The organism is Tabrizicola sp. T46 (genome assembly GCF_057219895.1).
Genome location: NZ_JBXVVV010000004.1, coordinates 24,277 through 40,355 on the forward strand (window position 1 = coordinate 24,277; position 16,079 = coordinate 40,355).

The window sequence follows — 16,079 nt, forward strand, 5'->3', positions numbered from 1 at the left end:
TGCGGGATATGCCGCTACTCGGTCATGCCGACCAGATGCCAGCGGATGTAGTCCTCGTCCTGCGGCTTGATCCCGGTCACGCGCGACGACATCACGCGGCGGCCGTTTTCCTGGTAGGCGATCAGGGTGCCGCCTTCGTTGAACAGGATTTCCTGCGCCTGGACATAGAGGCCGCGGGCCTTGTCGATATCAAGCGTCGCCCGGGCCTGATCGAGGAGGGCATCGAAGGCGGGGTTGCTGAAGTGGCTTTCGTTCCACGAGGCGCCCGAGCGGTAGGCCTCGTTCAGGATCTGGTCCGCCGGGCGCTGGCCCCAGGAGGTGACGGCGTTCTTCTGCATCCAGACGTCATCCCAGTAGCCGTCAGAGGGGGCCAGCGTCAGCGTGACGCGGATGCCGGCCTCGGCCACCTGCTGCTGGTAGACTTCGGCATATTGCACCATGCCGGGCTCCAGATCGGCGGTGAAGACCTCGATGTCGATCCCGTCGGGGAAGCCTGCCTCGGCAAGAAGCGCCTTTGCCCCGGCGATGTCCTGCGGGCAGTCGAGGTTCGCGCGGAACGGATCGCTGGCCATGACCGGCGTGTCGCAGCCGACGACCCCGTTGCCTTCACCTGCCATCAGGGCCAGCATCTCGTTGCGGTCGACCGCGATGCGCAGGGCCTTGCGGACTCGGGGATCGTCAAGCGGGGGCTGGTTGGCCTGGAAGGCGATGCCGAACCAGCCGCCTGCCGGATAGCTTTGCACTATGAAATCGGGATTGCCGGCATAAAGCGGTTCCTGATCGCGGGTCAGGCCGTTGTAGTCGAGCTGACCGCCCAGCATTGCCTGATTGCGCGCCTCGGAATCCGGGATCGCGGTGAACTCGATCCGGTCAAGTTTCGGCGGACCTTCCCAGTAGTCGGCATTGGCGGTCAGGATCGTCATGCTTTCCGGGTCGAAGCTGTCCAGCTTGAAGGGACCGGTGCCGATCCCGAAAGGCTCGGCCGCCCCTTCCGGCAACATCCTGACCCGGTAATCCATCAGGAGAAGCGGCAGGCCGGCATGGGGCGTCGACAGGCGGATTTTCGCGGTCAGCGGGTCTACGACATCGACCCCTTCGATGAACCCCAGCACATCGGTCACCGGCGATTCCAGCGCAGGATCCTTGATCCTCTCCAGCGTGAACTTCACGTCCGCCGCATCGAAGCTGCTGCCGTCGTGAAAGGTGACACCGGGCTGCAGGGTCAGCGTCCATTCGGTGGCGGTGTCGTTCGCGGTCCAACTCTGCGCCAGTTCCGGCGCCGGCCGGCCATCGTCATCTTGGCGGATGAGCCGGCTGTAGATCAGGTCGTTCACCTCGTAGAACCGGTTTGCCGAGACAGGATCGAGGCTTTCGCTGCCGCCGAAGCTCAAGTCATTGGCCCGCCGCATGACGGATTCCGCCTCTGCCGTGCCGGCAATCGTCATGAGAATGACAAGGGGGGTTGCTAGCAGTCCGGCCGTCAATTGGCGTGTCATGGCGATATTTGTCCCCGTTTGCTGTCCGGGTCGAAACATGCAAGCCTGCCTGGCATGTCAGTCCCGGAGCGACCTATTCTGTGCAGTAGATTTCCCGAACATGAAGCCCGGATGACAAATCGACAAGGGTTTTGGCAGTCCCGCTGACGGAGGCATCATGCAGATCGTGACGTACAACATCCAGTGGGGCAAGGGTCAGGACGAGGTCGTGGACCTGTCGCGCATCGCCCGGACGGTTCAGGCGGCCGACGTGATCTGCCTGCAAGAAGTGGAGCGCAACTGGCGCGAGATGGCCGACAGCGATCAGGTCGCGAAGCTTGCGGCGCTGTTGCCGGGCCACCATGCGATCTTCTCGCCGACCGTCGACCTGCATGACCATCGGGACGGGGCCGGCAGCGGCCGCCGCCAGTATGGGCTGATGCTCCTGTCGCGCTGGCCGATCCTGTCGACGCGCACCTTTCCCCTGCCGAAGTATCCGGTGCAGGGCAGCCTGAACGACAGCTCGTGCCTGCAGGAGGCCGTGATCGCGCCGGGGGGAACGGGCCTTCGCGTCTACAACACGCATCTCAACTATCTGTCGCAGCGCCAGCGCCACCTGCAGATCGACGAGGTGATGAAGATCATCGCCGATGCCCCTCTGCAGGGTGGCGCCATCGTCGGGCCCGGCGTGCCGGAGGAGGAATATCGCCAGGACTGGATGGCAATCGGTCCCGAGGACGTGCCCGCCATGCCGGTTCCCGCGATCCTGACGGGAGATTTCAACATGCGGACCAATTCGCCGAACTACGACCAGATCGTGGGCGAGCGCGACCCGTTCTATGGCCGCCTGCCGGACCTTGCGCGGTTCAGCGATGTGCTGACACTGGTCGGGCAGCCAGAAGACATGGGGTCCACCCATCCCGAGGCTGACCCGGAAGGATACGCGCGGATCGACCACATATTCGTATCCGGGGAACTTGTCGAACACGTGACCCATGCCTGGATCGACGCTGAAGCTGACGGCTCGGACCATCAGCCGGTCTTTGCGGAACTCTCGTTTCCATAGGGCATTACACTGTCTTAACGCTTGCTGGCCTTGTCAGGTCCGCTTGCGGATATGTGGCTGTTACAACGACTTTTGGACTTGCCCGGCTTTTGTGGAGAGCGATTAGTTCACTTCCCGGGCCCTTCGCTCTAAGGCGACAGGGCTCTGGAAGCCGAGCGATGAATGTCGTCTGACGGGATTATGGAACCCGTCGATTTATCTGGCGACGGCGTTTTCGGCCTCTTGGCGTGATTGACAGGCGACGGGCCACATCAACTCCGACATGATGGTCATGAAGAACGTTTCCACCATCGAGTTGTCGTAGCAGTTCCCGCGCCCGCTCATCGAGATCAGGATGCCGCGTTTGCGGAGCGGCGCCTGATAGTCGACCGAGTAGTATTGCGATCCGCGGTCGGAATGGTGATCCAGTCCCAGCGCGGGGTTGCGAGCCACCAGAGCACGGCGCAAAGCTCCGACCGCCAGATCGCGTTTCAGGCGATCACTCGTCGCTCAGACAACTACATGGCGGGAGAACAGGTCGAGCACGACGGCGAGGTAGAGCCAGCCCTTCGCCGTCCAGATACAGGAGATGTCCGCCCCCCATTTCCGGTCCGGACCATCGGCCTTGAAGTCCTGCGCCACGAGGTTTGGTACGACGGGCCAAGCGTGCTCGCTGCCCGTTGTCCGCTTGAGCCGCCGTTTCTGCCGCGCGATCAACTGGTTCTCGCGCATCAGGCGTGCCGTGCGGTGGCGTCCGATCTCATCGCCCTCGTCGACGAGATCGCGGGTCTTTTTTTAATGATCTTTTGTTGCGAGGGCAGGATTTGGCTTACACCGAACAACCACAATGCTTGATCGAAGGGATAGGACCTTCAGGTCATGAGCCACAACCAACCTAAGCTTTGCGAGTTTGCGTGCTTGGCTTCGACAAGCCCGTTTTGACCGAAACAGCTTATTCACCGTCTAAACGCGTCCAGTTCAAAAGGAGTCCTGTCTGACATGGTCGCAATGGGTTGGGTTGTCAGCGTTCCGTCCGGAGTAGGATCACAGGTCTCCTTGGGCGCGTCTGAGGTTTCCAATCTGGTCGACCATGACATCAGAGTTTTCCGCTGACTCATCATTCGTTCCAGTTGACGACCTAACCTCCTGCCATGAAATTTTGCCGTGAGGGTCGATCGAGATCAGCGTGTAACTCTTCACCGCCGGTCCGTTACCACCGATGAGGGCCCTCGGACCGTTGCCAAGGCAGCCTTGCGCGATCTGAAGCAGTCCGCCAGAGAGACCGGGAAAAAAAGCGTGGTGGTGGCCGCTTAGGTAGGCCCCAACACCACCGTTATGAAGCAGGGCTTCGAACGACCTGTCTCCGATCACGTCGTTTTCCCGACCGACGGTTACCGGCCAGATCGGCAGGTGGCCGAAGACGACCGTCGAACGGTACTGCCCGCGCGTCTCGATCAGCATCTGCTTCAGCCAGTCGGTTTCCTCGACATCCAGCGGGCCGGTCCGCGTCACGTCGAGACCGATCAGGAGGATGCCCTCGCAGACGGCGGCGTAGCGGAAGGGAAAACGCTCGCCATCAAGGATCTCGACGTCCGGGGCCGGTCCGGTCCAGACCTTGTCGAACACCTCGCGTTCAAGCTCGAAGCCCGGATAGCCCGAAGCGTCATGGTTTCCCGGCGTGACGAACAGGGGAATGCCCGCAGCCCGGATGGGTTCAGTGACGACTCCGTGGAAGGCGGCCCACATGGCAGAGAGTTCCGGTTCGGTGAACTTGGGCGAGCGGCGCTGGCCGGCAATCATGTCGCCGGTGCAGACCACCATGTCCGGGGCCTGGGCAAGGATCGACGCCACCGCTTCTGCGACTTCTGGGCCGTAGACGGTCGAACCGTACGACCCGTTCAGATCGGAGATCACGGCGATCCGGACATCTTGCCCGGTCTGGCCACGTGCGGGCAGAGCGAGCGATGCCGCAGCGCTTGCAAGAAGGGTGCGACGGTGCAGCGTCACCCGTCGCAGCCCTGCTGAACCGGCGCCGCAGCACCGGTCAGAAAGAAGGTCTCGGGCTCGACATCGAAGAGAAGCTCGCCCCGCTTGCAGCCGTCCGACAGGATCTGTGCCGCCTGCTGCGTGTTCTTCACGATTTGGTCGAATTGCGGCGTCGAAAGGCCGAAGCTGTCGCGCAGGTAAGCGTGGAGCGGGCCTTGCGCCTGCAGGTCCGCGTTCAGTGCAATCAGCCTTGCATAGGTTGTCGCGGGGAAGTGGCGCATCCCCTCCAGCATCTTCGTAGATTTTGCGAAGTTGGCGTATTCGACCCGCCCGCCGGCATCGTTGTCGTTGAGATGCGTGCGCTTGATCAGGACGGCGCCTGAAGGCAGAGGATCGGTTTCCTTGCCGTGGCCTTTCGCCTTGCGGGTCTTGATCTCGCCGTTTTCGACCCAGTGCCAGTGCGGCACGAAGTCGATGTTGCCGACCCGGTCCTGCTGGCTGAAGATGAAGTCAAGCAGCACGATGTTGGCAAGGTCGTGCATCCAGAAGGCAATCTGGCGCGGATCGGTGTCATCCCCCATGTCTCGCCTGATCTGCGGGTCCTTCAGGGCTGTTGCCAGACCTTCCGCGATCGCTTCTGCCAAGGGTTTGTCCGAGCGCAGCGCAAGAAAGGGCGCGGTTTCCTGGAAATCAAGGTTCTGGCCCTTGCCCCAACCGGATTTCCGGGTGCCGTTGACTTCGGAGTTGTAGCGGTCGCCAGAGCTTAGCAGCATCACCCCGTAGAGGGCGGCGCGGTCGGAGGTGAAGAGGTCCGAGGTCGGGCTATAGGTTTCGGGGTCCTGATCGGCATCGACCAGCACCTGCCAACCCGCGATGTTCATGTCCGACGAATGGCTGTGTCCCGTCAGCGCCTGCCCCGGGCGTGCGACCTCGCTGAGATGCATCCCGCGGTCCATGCTACGCCAGACGGCGGGGGGGACGCCGATGTCGGCATCGAAAAAGCGCGACACGTGGTAGTAGAGAAGCGGCGAGGCCGAGAAGGTGCCGCTGGTGCCCTTGGCATTCATCGTGGGCTTGAACTTAGCGATATCGTCCCGGGCCTGATCCTTGGCGTCCTTGCCCAATGGGCAGGCCTTGCGTTCGAACCCCTGGCGGTCGTTGACGTAGGGTCCTTCGGAGATGTCATAGACGATCATGCCGGGGCTCGTGCTCCAGGTCTTGGGGCAGAGTGCCACGGCGGGATCGTAAAAGTCGATGGCGCAGAAGGCCGCTTCCTCCTTTTGGTCCTTTTCGGAGTAGATGGCGCCCGGCATCCGGGCGATCTGCACGCAGCGTTCGGTCACGCCGTTCGGGCTTTGGAAGGTGGTTTCCTCGCCGAGGATTTCGTCCGAAGCGGCCGCCGGAAGTGTCAGGGTCAGGGCGGTCGTGGCGGCCAAGGTGGTCATGCGCAGGAACATGGTGGCTTCCCTTCCTATTTCGGGCAGATCGCGGCCTGATCGGCAGCGGAAATCTTGAGGGACGGGTCGAACTCGAAGGTCTCGAAGTGATGGTCGATCCAGGCATCGCAACCATCCGAGCAATCGGCGTCGTTGCGCGCGTCATTCCAGTAGGCTTTGGCGCGGTCCTCGCTCCAGCCGCAGAACTGCACCAAGGCCATTGCGGAAATCGCGCCGGAGGAGTGCACCCCCCACATGCAGTGGACAAGCATCGGACCGCGCCCCGGGTTCTTGATGATATCATGGATCTCGCGCATCACGTCGGCGGGCCGGGTGGATTTGCCGGGCGCATAGCTCATCGAGCCGGCTGCGCAGCGCGTGGTGTCGTAGGTCGCGTTCTTGCCGAAGTCGATGTAGCGGGCAGAGGAGAACCCGGCCTCACACAGCTCGGTCTTCTGGGTCTGGGACAGGCCGGTCCGGTTCTTGTCGCCGCCTTTGAAGCCCGCCCGGTAGAGAACCCCCGACAGCACTGGACGCACGAAGGCGAGACCCTCGGCCGGGCTGTGGCCGGTGCGCGAGACCATCGCCGACTGCGAAGGACCGCCGTCGCGGTTTTCAAAGGCCGTCTCGGCCGTAGCGGCACCTGCTGCCAGAAAGCATATGGCAGCGGCGGAAATCCAGAGGTCGGGTCTCATCATTGCGGGTCTCCACTTGCAGGCGGATGCCTGGGATTGGTCGGACATTCATTCGATGGACAAGGTAATCATATGACTGTTCTTGCCGTTATCGGTGATGATCCGAAGCTCGGTCCCCGAGGCGTTCAAGGCGAAACCTTCGGTGTGCCTGAGGCGCTTTTCATGGTCAGAGGCGTTCGTGATCGGCACCTGTCCGATCACCCGCCCCGAAGCCGGATCGGCGATGAGGACGCAGGAACCGGTGTCGCTGAGAACCCAGAGGACCTTCCGCTGGCTGTCGTACAGGATGTCAGAGACGTCCAGTGTCGCGTCGTCGGCGCCGTCACAGGTGTAGCCAAGGTCGGCCGTCAGTTCGACCGCATCCAGAACGGTCGCAAGGTCCCACGAAAGCCGCAGAAGCAGGCGCGGATCGACCTGTTTTGCCAGCAGCACTTCGCCACGGTCTGAATTGTAGGCGATCCCTTCGATGCCGTCATTGGTCCGGAGCGGCCCGAAGGACGGGGCGATCCTGTCGAAGCCTTCCATCTGCGAAAGCGGGTGGCGGGAAACCTTGCCGTCGTCAGGATGGACCTGGATGACTTCGGACGTGTTCTCACGGACGGCAAGGATCCGACTGCCGGCCTGATCCAGCGTGATCCCCTCCAGCCCCTGGACATTGATGTCAAAAGACTTCTCCGGGACCAGCAGACCATCCGGGTCCAGCAGGAACACCTTACCGGCATCGTCACTTACAGCCCAGTACTGCAGATCGTCGGCTGACAGGATGAGGCCGGAAGGTTCTGTGAAGCCCAGGGACTTGTCGGCAATCTGCTTCGTGTCGATGATCCGCAGCGTGGGTACAGCGGTCTGGGCGAATGCGATGGGTTCGGGCATCACCGTGGCCCAGACGCCGAGCGCAGCCATGACGCCACACAAGCACCAGTGTCGATCGAGGTTACGGTGCTGATTTTCGTGTCCAAGATGTGCCATCAGTCGACGTGCCAATCGGAAATGCCGTGCAACCTTGCCGCCGAGATCGTTGTCATCTCGCGCATGATCGCGCTTCGGCCCCTGGGGCCGGGAACGGTGACGATGAAGTTGACGCGGTCCTTGAACCTTTCTTTCGAAGTCGCGACCACCTGATAGCCACGCTCGACAAGAAGGTCGCGCAACACGTCGGAGTTCAGTTTCAGAAGTTTCATGCTTTCGAACTCGACCTCGACCCTGAGGTGCATGCTGCGCCCGAGGAACCAGATGACTGCCCAGGCACAGGCGGTCGCTATGGTTGCCATCACCGGAAGGTTAAGCCCTACACTCAGGCAGATCAGGGTGACCAGGATCAGGCGGCGCGTGTTGCCGATTTCCTCGGTATCGGTCTTGAACCGCAACAGTCCGCCGATCCCGAAGATCACGAAGCCGATCAGGTATCCATGGTGCATCACCATAAACCCGACGAGCAAGCCGATCAGCCCGTACATGAAGAGGCTGCGCGGTTCCTGATAGTCTTCCGTGGTCCGCCGTTCGGACATGATGACCGGATGATAGGCGATTGCCGCGGTAAGGACCGCCGCCGTCACGACCGCAATGAGGAAGTCCAGCATCTCGGGCAGGTTCTGCAACTGCTGCCAGCCCTGGTCGCGCAGGAGAGCGGCATCATCGATCCCGGCCAAGCTGTCGATCCCCGAAACCGCGAAAGTGGCTTGGGGAAAAAGTAACAGCTCAAGGGCCGCCGTGACCGCGCAGCCTATGCGAAGTCGCGATAGCCTGGACGTGACTTTGCCGACTGCGGCGGCGATCAAACGAAAGTGCATGGATCTTCGACGTTTCTGGTGGACAAGGGTCATTGATCACTCTCATGGCTCATGCTGCCGTTTAGCAGGACGAAGCCGAGTTTCGGAGCTGCGCCGATGCAGCCCTGGTCGAGCCTCGCATCGGGGTCAAGAATGAAGCTGACCATCAGGCTGGCAGCGCAGGTGTTCACTTCTCCCAGCTGGACATGTGTGCCTTCGGGAAAGACCGCGAGCGTGGCGCGGGGAAGTTTCGCGGCCACTTCCTCGCTTCGGAACAGGGGCGTGCGGGCGTCGAGTGCCCCGGCGAGGATCAGCGTCGGCACATCGCTGATGGCGTCTTCGTCAAAGGCAGCGGGAAGAACCGGCAAGGCCAGGTCGGAGCAAAAGCCTTGGTACAGGTCATACATCGACCTGGCATAGGCCCGCGCAAAGGCGCTGGCTTCGGGCAGGATCGTCACATCGCCAGGGTCTGTCACAGGATCATCCGTGCAGATGATCGCTGCATGGGCCAGGGGCGCTATGTCTTGGGGTGCCGGGTCTCGGGCGGCGAGCAAGGCGGAGCCGAGGATTTCGCCGAGAGCGGACTGCATGGACCTTCGGCCATCGGCTAGAAAGCTGGACATCATGGCCGGCAATGACCGGATCGAGGTCTGCCCGGTCTGAAAATCGAAGATCAGATTGGCGAAATCCCCTGCGGTGACCTGAAACGCAAGGCTGCGGGAAGGATCGACCGGATCGGGAAGCGAACCCTCTATCGGGCTCGCGTCAAAGATCGCCATTGCCTCGTCGACCATTCCACGAAGATCGTAGGCTGCTGCGCATCTGGCATCGGCCTCGCAAATGTCATGCAGGCGATTCAGGGCGTCGTCGGCGTCCCTCGCACGATCCTGCACCCAGGACGTCGGCGACAGGGCATTCGCCCCATCCAGAACCACGGCTTCCAGCCTGTCGGGATGCATGCGCAGCATCTGCTGAGCGATTTGAGCGCCATAGGACGCCCCGTAAAGCGAGATGTGGTCGAAGCCGAAGGCCTGGCGTGCAGCCTCGATATCCCCGACGATGGCCTGCACGTTGTATTGCGCGAGGTCGATCCCCTGAGCCGCCACCCGCCTTGCGCAAACGGGGATCGCCTGACGGCGGAGGTCGGTTGCGGCTTGCGGGTCAAGCCCCTGCTCTGCCGCCGTCCAGGCAAAGGCGGCGGTTTCCGGGCAGTCAAGATGCGGATCGCTGTAACGCGCGCCCCGCTGCTCCAGAACAATGATGTCACGTCCGGCCAGCAGGGGGCCAAGGAACTGGTCGCTGAACAAGTAGAACATCGCCGGCTGGATCAGCGAACTTCCCGGCCCCCCGGCAAGCATGATCAGCGGCGGCCCGGACCCGCCACTGCCGTTCGAGACGCGCATGTAACCCAGACGGACCACACGTCCTGCGGGGCGCAACACATCCTCGGGTACAACAACATGGCCGCACCGGTAAGTGACGCCCGGCGTCAGGGCCGCATCCGGTTGTACGAAGCAGGTGTCCAAGGGCTCGATCCGGGGCATGTCGTCAGCTGGAGCCATGCCTGCACTGCCGACAGACAATCCGCCGAAAGCGATCAGAAGGGCTATCCGCGCAAGGTTCATGCGCGCCTGATCATCCGGATGAGGAGGAGGACAACGACCGCCCCAGCAGTCGCTGCAAGGATCATCCCGATCAGCCCACCCCCAAGCCCCACACCAAGCATGGGCAGAAGCCAGCCCGCCACCCAGGCGCCCGCGATGCCGAGGAGGACATCGCCCAGCAACCCCATGCCCGATCCTTTGACGATCAGGCTGGCCAGCCAGCCTGCGACGCCGCCAACGACGATGACGATGATCAGTCCGAAAAACGCGCCCATCCCGGTTCCGAAGGCCTGTTCCATTCTGGTCTCCATTCGATTTGTGGAGCGGCGATAGGGTCTTGTATGTCATTGCTGTGCCGCAGGTTCAGGTTGTTCTACGCGTGGCGCGCCGACAGATCAGCTACAGACTGCGATGATCACCCGCTATCCGGAACGAAGCATGGTAGGGCACCGGGGCAGACCGGCCCCGGTGCCCTGAGCACGGGTCAGCCGTTTGCGCCCATGAATTCGACGCCCGCCGTTGTTCCGTCGCTGTAGGCGATGCACTTCCAGGGCGCGCGGTTTTCGCCCACCCCAACCCGAACGGAAGTGCCGGCTTCCGAGAACTCCGAACCCAGGAGCACGACATCACCGTTGTTCGCGGTGCGCGAGACCGAGGCGAGACACGCTTGTTCTGCAGCGTTCGGTGTGGTGGCGACGGTTTCCTCGACGCAGCCCGAAACGAGCGCGGCGAGAAGGCCAAGTGCGGCGAAGCGGATCGTGGTCGTCATGGTAGCAAGCCTTTCTGTTGATGGTGGGTAATTGAGTCAGCCGCCATAGATGACGGCATCCGGGATGACGAAGCTGGTCTGGCCGATGAAGACGACATAACCGTCGGCTTGTTTCTGCGCATCGAAGGTAAGGTCGCCGTCAGCCTCGGACTTGTCAAAGTTCACTGGCAGGCCGCCGTCGTAGTAGATCGCGCGGGAGTTGCCGTCCGGCAGCGTGACGGTCACCGTGCCGGTGCCATTGCCGTCGCGGACTACCCCGAAATCGCACATCTGTGTTTCGGCACCCGGGGCGGGATAGCATTCGACCTTTCCCGTTGCGTTGAAGGCAGTGCCCGGCACCAGGGCATCTTCACTTTGCTGGACCGGCACGGCGTCCGGCAACTGGGTCGCCGTTTCGCCGCTGCCCTCGACGAGGAAGTCGGCTGCTGCCCAGCCTTCGAAGCCCGGGTCTGCCAGCGTCGCAACGTTGCACCAGGTGCGCGCCTCGGACATGCGGCAGCCGAGATTGCGGAGTTCAAGACCGTTCGGCAGCGTGGTCAGCACGGCTGCACCCGTCGACGGGGCATCGCGCAGCTTCAGCCCGCCCCCTGCGCTGACGCGCCAGAAGTCCGGGCCGCCTTGCAGCCCATCGGCAAAGTCGCCCTGGACCACGGCACCGGTCTCGCCGGTGATCGAGATGTCGATGGTGAAGTTCGAGGTCTCACCGTCGCGGGCCGCGTTTCGGTAAAGATAGACAGACACCGAATACACGCCTGATGTCGGCAGTTCGCCCGAAAACCGGTTCAGGTCCGGAACCATCGGCCCGGTCATCTCGCTGCTGGCCAGGGCTTCGTCCCCCGGGCCGCGTCCGGGTTCGTAGACGTTGAAGTATGTTGCCGTATTGTCCGAGGCGAGCGAGATCTCCATCCGCTGACCGGCCTCGGCGCCTATGCGGTAAAGGACGTATTCCCGTCCGGTGATGCTGTCGCTCAGCGTCACCCCGGTTGTCCCCGGGGCGAACCTGACGTCCTCGACCCGCTCGTCCTGGGCAAGGGCAAGGTCGCCGGTGCCGATGCACAGGAAAATGGCGGCGATGAGGGCGGTGCGAAGAGTCATGGGGTTCCCCTTCCTACTGCGCGACCACGGTGCAGATACCGTTTGCACCCTTCGGTCCGGTGAAGTCGACGATCAGGCCGGACTCCGTCGAGGAAAAGCCGAAGATCACGCCGTGGTATCCGGCCTGCCAGGCATCCTCGGCGACCTTCTCGATATTCACCTTGTGCCCGTTAATCCAAAGGTGGCCTCGGTCATCGGTATCGATGTTGTAACCGCCCTGGTTGACGCCCCCGGCACATTCGGCGGCGAAGATCGGGTAGGTTTCGGACATCGCGGTACCGGCTGCCGCTGCGGTCAGGGCGAGTGAGAGGGTAAGGGTCTTCATGGTGGCCTCCTGATGCCTGGGTTGGGATTTCTCGATGTCAGCCGCCGAATAGGATCGCCTCTTCGACGGTAAAGCGTTCGCTGGCGCCGACGTAGACAAGCGCCGCGCCGGTCCCGGTGTATTCCGCGTAGACCCCACCCGAGACGTTCGCACGAGTCGGGCGGCCCGCTTCGAACTCGATCCGGCGCTGGACGCCGAAAGGCAGGTCGACGACAAGCGTTGCATTGCCGCCGCCGCGCCGGATCACGCCGAAGTTGCACCGGGTGGCACGGCCCTCGGCGAGGCAGGGAAGCCTGCCGGTCGCGTTGAAGCCAGTACCGCCGACCTGCGCGTCACCCGGCAACTGGGTAGCACCCTGACTGCTTCCCGGCCTGGGTGCGGCCGAGGCGACAAGATAGCGCGCCGAAACCCAGCCGCTTTCGCGCGGTTTTCCTGGGCGGCTGACCTCGCACCATTGCGCCCCGGTCTGCGACAGACAACCTTCGTTCTTCACCACTTCGCCTTGCGCCAGTTGGTCGATCACCCGGAAGGACGTGCCGGGACCCGACCGCATGTTCAGCTTTTCGCCTGCTTTCAGGCCGGCCACTCGCCAGTACTCCGGCTCGCCGACCGGTGTGTCGCCGGGCAGTTGGGTCGCGGCCCCGTCATTGCCTGCCGCGCCACTTCCGGTGATCGCGAGGTCCAGCCGGAAGGCGGACTGGAGACCGGATGCTGCAACCTCGCGCAGATGACGCAGGACGATGCGGTAGTCGCCGGTGGCCGATAACCGGCCGGTATAGCGGTTGAGCTCCGGCAAGATGGCGCCCGCGACATTGCTTGTCGCGAGCGGCTTGCCGTTCGGCCATTCGCCCGGTGCGTAAAGGCGGAACTCGACAAGCCGGGTGGTGGAACTCAGCCTGAGGTCGAGGGTCTGGCCCGCCTTGGCACCGAAGCGATAGACAAGACTTTCCGCGCCAGTGACGCTGTCGCGAAGGGTCACTTCGCTTTGCCCCCGCTGGAACTCGACCCGGTAGGCCCGGTTCTCCAGCGTCTGTGCCACGGAATGATCCGTTGGCAAGACCAACAGAGAGCCGAGGATCAGCGCGCCAAGCATTCTGCTTATGGTCATTGCCGATCCCCGGTTTTCCCCGACTCCGACCGAAGGAAACGCAGGCAAATCGTTACTCCCGCGTGCCGCGGTCAGCGGTCCGCAGATCGAGGATCCGTTACTGCTCACTGCATCCTGCCGCCTGTCACGTCGACGACTTGGCCGCCATCACCCATGACGCAGGTCATGTACTTGTGGCCGACTGCCGCTTCGACGAGAAAGTCGTTCGGGCCGCGCTGCACCGTGCGGGTAATGTGAACATCATGGGTGCCGACGCCGAAGTTTGTCGCCACGACCTTGGCGCATCCCTGCATCGCCTGCGGCGGCACATTCGGCCCCTCGGATTCGGCCCGCGTCCGGTGGGTTGTCCGATTGGCGCGATCAGCATGGCCGGCGTCATAGCCGTCGCCGTAAGCTGCGCTTGAACGGGCGGAGTCGTAGTCGTAGCCGTGCAGACCGTCCCGATAGCCGCGCTCGAAGTCGGCCGTGCTCTGTGCACCGCTTGGCGCCTGACCCTCGCGGTAATGATGTTCGTTATGTGCCAGTGCAGCGATGCCAAGAAGCACAAGAGCGGCCTCGATGTCCTCCTGGCTCGGTTTGGCCAGGGCCGACCCGGCACCAAGTACGAAGACAAGGGCCAGAGCTGTTCTGTTCAGGTTGAGCATATCTGTCATCATCATCCATCCGTCGTTGCGCCAGAGTCAGAACTGCCCGGGCAGGTCCAAAGACTGGGCTGAGCGCAGAGGCTTGCCCTAACATGTTGAATCGGCTGTGTATCGGTGGTCGCGGCGGGCGAGTCTAGACCATGGCCTCGCACCTAGAATTGACACCGCGCAACTGTGCTGCACAATGAAGATTTTTTCAGAATCCTGAATCCTGCTCAGCATTCAAGTGCACTCCAGCCTTGACCTGTCGGGATCGAATCCAGTTTGGGCGTGCCCAATTACATTTGGTCGCAGACAGACTTCAGCCACTTCGCAAAAGAGCGAATGTCGGAATCGCCGCTGCGCGCGGCCTTGTAGCAAAGCTTGTATGTGCGGCCTGATAGGATCCTGGTCTCATGAACTGCAACCACTGCACCGGTTGCCAGGGCCTCGGCTGCAACGAAATCGGGAACAAGTGCATCGCCAAGCCCGGATTTCGCCAGCGACAGGGCCAGCAAGTAATGCGTGCAGCGGACAAACTGCAAGCCGGACCCGGCAGGCGCATTTCCTGTTTCTGCGTAGAAGTTCAGCCAGTCCTGCCCAAGTGGAGCAGGTGGAACGTCTGTAGTGATAAGCCGCTCTGCCGCTTCAGGCTGCGCTGCCGGACCAGCCGGGATCCCGACGGCAACCAGCCTTTCGTCAAACAGCTTGACAGCATCGAACCCGTCAGCCACCGGCCCGGCGGTGATGATGGCGTCGGAAACAGACTCGGTCTGTTCCGGGTCGCTCGCATACAGACGCAGTTCGATGTCGATGTTCGGATGCCGCGCAAAGAATGAAGGCAACCGTGGCGCCAACCATTGGGGCCCAAAGCTTGAGCATACCGCGACCCGCAACCGGGGTTTGTGTTCTCCCACGGTGTCGCGCAGCGCATGAGCCAGATCCGAAAAGACGGATGCGACCTGCAGTTGCAGGCGATGCCCGCGGTCCGACAGGACCAGACTGCGGCCCGACCGCACGAACAGGTCCTCTCCGACATAACTGGCAAGCGATCGCAACTGGTGGCTTACCGCACTTGCGGAAACTCTGAATTCATCAGCTGCCGCCTTGACCGAACCATGCCGCGCAACGGCCTCGAAATACTGTAGAGACCGCAGGATACGCGGGTCTTTTTCGAAGGATCCTCTTGGTAACTCCATGGCGACCACGCCTTTGCTACGGGGTGTCCGGTCTGCAACTGCAGCGCGACCTGCCCCACCGGCTGGGCATACGATGTGCGACCCGTGCACATTGCCTGTCACATTGGAACGCATCTTGGCAAGCCCCGGCAGTCCAGCAGTGTACCGCGCGCTGGCCGATTGCCGAACACTTCGCTGCATCTTGTGTTAGGATGCGCGGCTACACGCACATGTGAAGTGCGCGCTGAAACTGTCTGCGCTTTCGTTTTGGTGTCATCTCCTGATCGATGCGAATATTCGCTTTTTTGCTGGCCTATTGATGGCTGGTCGAATAGGGAGGCACCTGCAACCCTTTGGCGAGTGGAATGCATGCGGCACGAGTTTGTAGCGAGATATCTTGAGGAAACGGTGAGCGTGCTGCTTGCGACGAAAGACCTCGAGCCGCAGATTCTGAAGGCCGTAGAACTCTGGAAATCCGCACTTACGAAGAACCGCAAGGTGATCTTTTGTAGTAACGGAGGCTCGGCCGCAGACGCGCAGCATCTGGCTGCCGAGCTTATGGGGCGCTTCTTGGCCGACCGCGCGCCGATGGCTGCGGTGTCCCTTACTGTGGATACCTCGGCTCTGACCGCTATAGGCAACGATTACGGTTTCGAGGATGTATTCGCCCGCCAGCTTCGCGGCATTGGCGTTTCCGGCGATGTGCTCGTCGGCATGTCCACTTCGGGTAACAGCAGCAATGTTGTGAAGGCGTTCCAGACTGCTTCCGAAATCGGAATTCAGACGATCGGGCTTACCGGAGCGGGTAGGGGACGGATGGTGGAGCTTTCCGATGTTCTGATAGCCGTTCCGCATCTGAAGACCAATTTCATCCCGGAGGCGCATATTGTGATCGGCCATATGATCTGCGCCCTTGTCGAGGACTGTCCGCTGTCAGCGCCTATAGAACAGTTTCGTGTGATTGCGTAGGG

The 16,079-nt window shown here is 62.2% G+C and carries 16 protein-coding genes and 1 pseudogene; 2 read left to right on the plus strand and 15 right to left on the minus strand.

Annotated features, from left to right (window positions below; genetic code table 11):
• Positions 1–14 precede the first annotated feature (14 nt).
• Positions 15–1,445, minus strand: a complete 1,431-nt coding sequence (locus AC2D9V_RS15720; RefSeq protein WP_484715048.1) for an ABC transporter substrate-binding protein — start codon at positions 1,443–1,445, stop codon at positions 15–17.
• Between the two features lie 208 nt (positions 1,446–1,653).
• Between AC2D9V_RS15720 and AC2D9V_RS15725 the strand changes: the two genes are divergently transcribed.
• Positions 1,654–2,541 carry an endonuclease/exonuclease/phosphatase family protein gene (locus AC2D9V_RS15725; protein ID WP_484715049.1) on the plus strand — a complete coding sequence of 296 codons (888 nt, stop codon included), beginning with the start codon at positions 1,654–1,656 and terminating at the stop codon, positions 2,539–2,541.
• Between the two features lie 102 nt (positions 2,542–2,643).
• On the opposite strand, the pseudogene AC2D9V_RS15730 reads toward AC2D9V_RS15725, so the two are convergent.
• From AC2D9V_RS15730 to AC2D9V_RS15795, 14 genes and pseudogenes are all read right to left on the minus strand, one after another.
• Positions 2,644–3,282, minus strand: a pseudogene (locus AC2D9V_RS15730) (IS3 family transposase); the annotation flags it as partial.
• A 282-nt stretch (positions 3,283–3,564) separates the two neighbouring features.
• Positions 3,565–4,527 carry a metallophosphoesterase family protein gene (locus AC2D9V_RS15735; protein WP_484715050.1) on the minus strand — a complete coding sequence of 321 codons (963 nt, stop codon included), beginning with the start codon at positions 4,525–4,527 and terminating at the stop codon, positions 3,565–3,567.
• On the minus strand, positions 4,524–5,963 hold the full coding sequence (locus AC2D9V_RS15740) for a hypothetical protein (RefSeq protein ID WP_484715051.1): 1,440 nt from the start codon (positions 5,961–5,963) through the stop codon (positions 4,524–4,526). The genes AC2D9V_RS15735 and AC2D9V_RS15740 overlap by 4 nt, the downstream gene beginning before the upstream one ends.
• A gap of 14 nt (positions 5,964–5,977) precedes the next feature.
• Positions 5,978–6,640, minus strand: a complete 663-nt coding sequence (locus tag AC2D9V_RS15745) for a hypothetical protein (RefSeq protein ID WP_484715052.1) — start codon at positions 6,638–6,640, stop codon at positions 5,978–5,980.
• A 45-nt stretch (positions 6,641–6,685) separates the two neighbouring features.
• On the minus strand, positions 6,686–7,540 hold the full coding sequence (locus tag AC2D9V_RS15750; RefSeq protein WP_484715053.1) for an SdiA-regulated domain-containing protein: 855 nt from the start codon (positions 7,538–7,540) through the stop codon (positions 6,686–6,688).
• 65 nt (positions 7,541–7,605) lie between these two features.
• Positions 7,606–8,286: a hypothetical protein gene (locus AC2D9V_RS15755; RefSeq protein WP_484715054.1), complete on the minus strand. Its 681-nt coding sequence runs from the start codon at positions 8,284–8,286 to the stop codon at positions 7,606–7,608.
• Between the two features lie 170 nt (positions 8,287–8,456).
• Positions 8,457–10,031: an alpha/beta fold hydrolase gene (locus tag AC2D9V_RS15760; protein WP_484715055.1), complete on the minus strand. Its 1,575-nt coding sequence runs from the start codon at positions 10,029–10,031 to the stop codon at positions 8,457–8,459.
• Positions 10,028–10,309, minus strand: a complete 282-nt coding sequence (locus AC2D9V_RS15765) for a GlsB/YeaQ/YmgE family stress response membrane protein (protein ID WP_484715056.1) — start codon at positions 10,307–10,309, stop codon at positions 10,028–10,030. Before AC2D9V_RS15765 ends, AC2D9V_RS15760 begins: the two co-directional genes overlap by 4 nt.
• Before the next feature lie 185 nt (positions 10,310–10,494).
• On the minus strand, positions 10,495–10,779 hold the full coding sequence (locus AC2D9V_RS15770; protein WP_484715057.1) for a hypothetical protein: 285 nt from the start codon (positions 10,777–10,779) through the stop codon (positions 10,495–10,497).
• 36 nt (positions 10,780–10,815) lie between these two features.
• The gene (locus AC2D9V_RS15775; protein WP_484715058.1) at positions 10,816–11,874 is read right to left on the minus strand and encodes an SH3 domain-containing protein; all 1,059 of its coding nucleotides are present in this window, start codon (positions 11,872–11,874) and stop codon (positions 10,816–10,818) included.
• A gap of 13 nt (positions 11,875–11,887) precedes the next feature.
• Positions 11,888–12,199 (minus strand): hypothetical protein, encoded by a 312-nt coding sequence (locus tag AC2D9V_RS15780; RefSeq protein ID WP_484715059.1) that lies wholly within the window; start codon positions 12,197–12,199, stop codon positions 11,888–11,890.
• Positions 12,200–12,236: 37 nt separating this feature from the next.
• A complete protein-coding gene (locus AC2D9V_RS15785) occupies positions 12,237–13,307 on the minus strand; it encodes an SH3 domain-containing protein (RefSeq protein WP_484715060.1) in 1,071 nt (356 codons plus the stop codon).
• Positions 13,308–13,411: 104 nt separating this feature from the next.
• On the minus strand, positions 13,412–13,960 hold the full coding sequence (locus AC2D9V_RS15790) for a hypothetical protein (RefSeq protein WP_484715061.1): 549 nt from the start codon (positions 13,958–13,960) through the stop codon (positions 13,412–13,414).
• Positions 13,961–14,229: 269 nt separating this feature from the next.
• Complete coding sequence (locus tag AC2D9V_RS15795) at positions 14,230–15,129, minus strand: LysR family transcriptional regulator (RefSeq protein ID WP_484715062.1); 900 nt, start codon at positions 15,127–15,129, stop codon at positions 14,230–14,232.
• 348 nt (positions 15,130–15,477) lie between these two features.
• On the opposite strand from AC2D9V_RS15795, the gene AC2D9V_RS15800 reads away from it, so the two are divergent.
• Positions 15,478–16,077: a D-sedoheptulose-7-phosphate isomerase gene (locus tag AC2D9V_RS15800; protein WP_484715063.1), complete on the plus strand. Its 600-nt coding sequence runs from the start codon at positions 15,478–15,480 to the stop codon at positions 16,075–16,077.
• Positions 16,078–16,079: the final 2 nt, after the last annotated feature.

Excerpts from the sequence above, each read along its gene's own strand:
- AC2D9V_RS15720 (WP_484715048.1), bottom strand. The coding sequence starts at position 1,445 with ATGACGATTGCCGGCACGGCAGAGGCGGAATCCGTCATGCGGCGGGCC.
- AC2D9V_RS15725 (WP_484715049.1), top strand. The coding sequence starts at position 1,654 with ATGCAGATCGTGACGTACAACATCCAGTGGGGCAAGGGTCAGGACGAG.
- AC2D9V_RS15740 (WP_484715051.1), bottom strand. The coding sequence starts at position 5,963 with ATGTTCCTGCGCATGACCACCTTGGCCGCCACGACCGCCCTGACCCTG.
- AC2D9V_RS15745 (WP_484715052.1), bottom strand. The coding sequence starts at position 6,640 with ATGATGAGACCCGACCTCTGGATTTCCGCCGCTGCCATATGCTTTCTG.
- AC2D9V_RS15750 (WP_484715053.1), bottom strand. The coding sequence starts at position 7,540 with ATGGCTGCGCTCGGCGTCTGGGCCACGGTGATGCCCGAACCCATCGCA.
- AC2D9V_RS15760 (WP_484715055.1), bottom strand. The coding sequence starts at position 10,031 with ATGAACCTTGCGCGGATAGCCCTTCTGATCGCTTTCGGCGGATTGTCT.
- AC2D9V_RS15765 (WP_484715056.1), bottom strand. The coding sequence starts at position 10,309 with ATGGAACAGGCCTTCGGAACCGGGATGGGCGCGTTTTTCGGACTGATC.
- AC2D9V_RS15770 (WP_484715057.1), bottom strand. The coding sequence starts at position 10,779 with ATGACGACCACGATCCGCTTCGCCGCACTTGGCCTTCTCGCCGCGCTC.
- AC2D9V_RS15775 (WP_484715058.1), bottom strand. The coding sequence starts at position 11,874 with ATGACTCTTCGCACCGCCCTCATCGCCGCCATTTTCCTGTGCATCGGC.
- AC2D9V_RS15780 (WP_484715059.1), bottom strand. The coding sequence starts at position 12,199 with ATGAAGACCCTTACCCTCTCACTCGCCCTGACCGCAGCGGCAGCCGGT.
- AC2D9V_RS15785 (WP_484715060.1), bottom strand. The coding sequence starts at position 13,307 with ATGACCATAAGCAGAATGCTTGGCGCGCTGATCCTCGGCTCTCTGTTG.
- AC2D9V_RS15790 (WP_484715061.1), bottom strand. The coding sequence starts at position 13,960 with ATGACAGATATGCTCAACCTGAACAGAACAGCTCTGGCCCTTGTCTTC.
- AC2D9V_RS15795 (WP_484715062.1), bottom strand. The coding sequence starts at position 15,129 with ATGGAGTTACCAAGAGGATCCTTCGAAAAAGACCCGCGTATCCTGCGG.
- AC2D9V_RS15800 (WP_484715063.1), top strand. The coding sequence starts at position 15,478 with ATGCGGCACGAGTTTGTAGCGAGATATCTTGAGGAAACGGTGAGCGTG.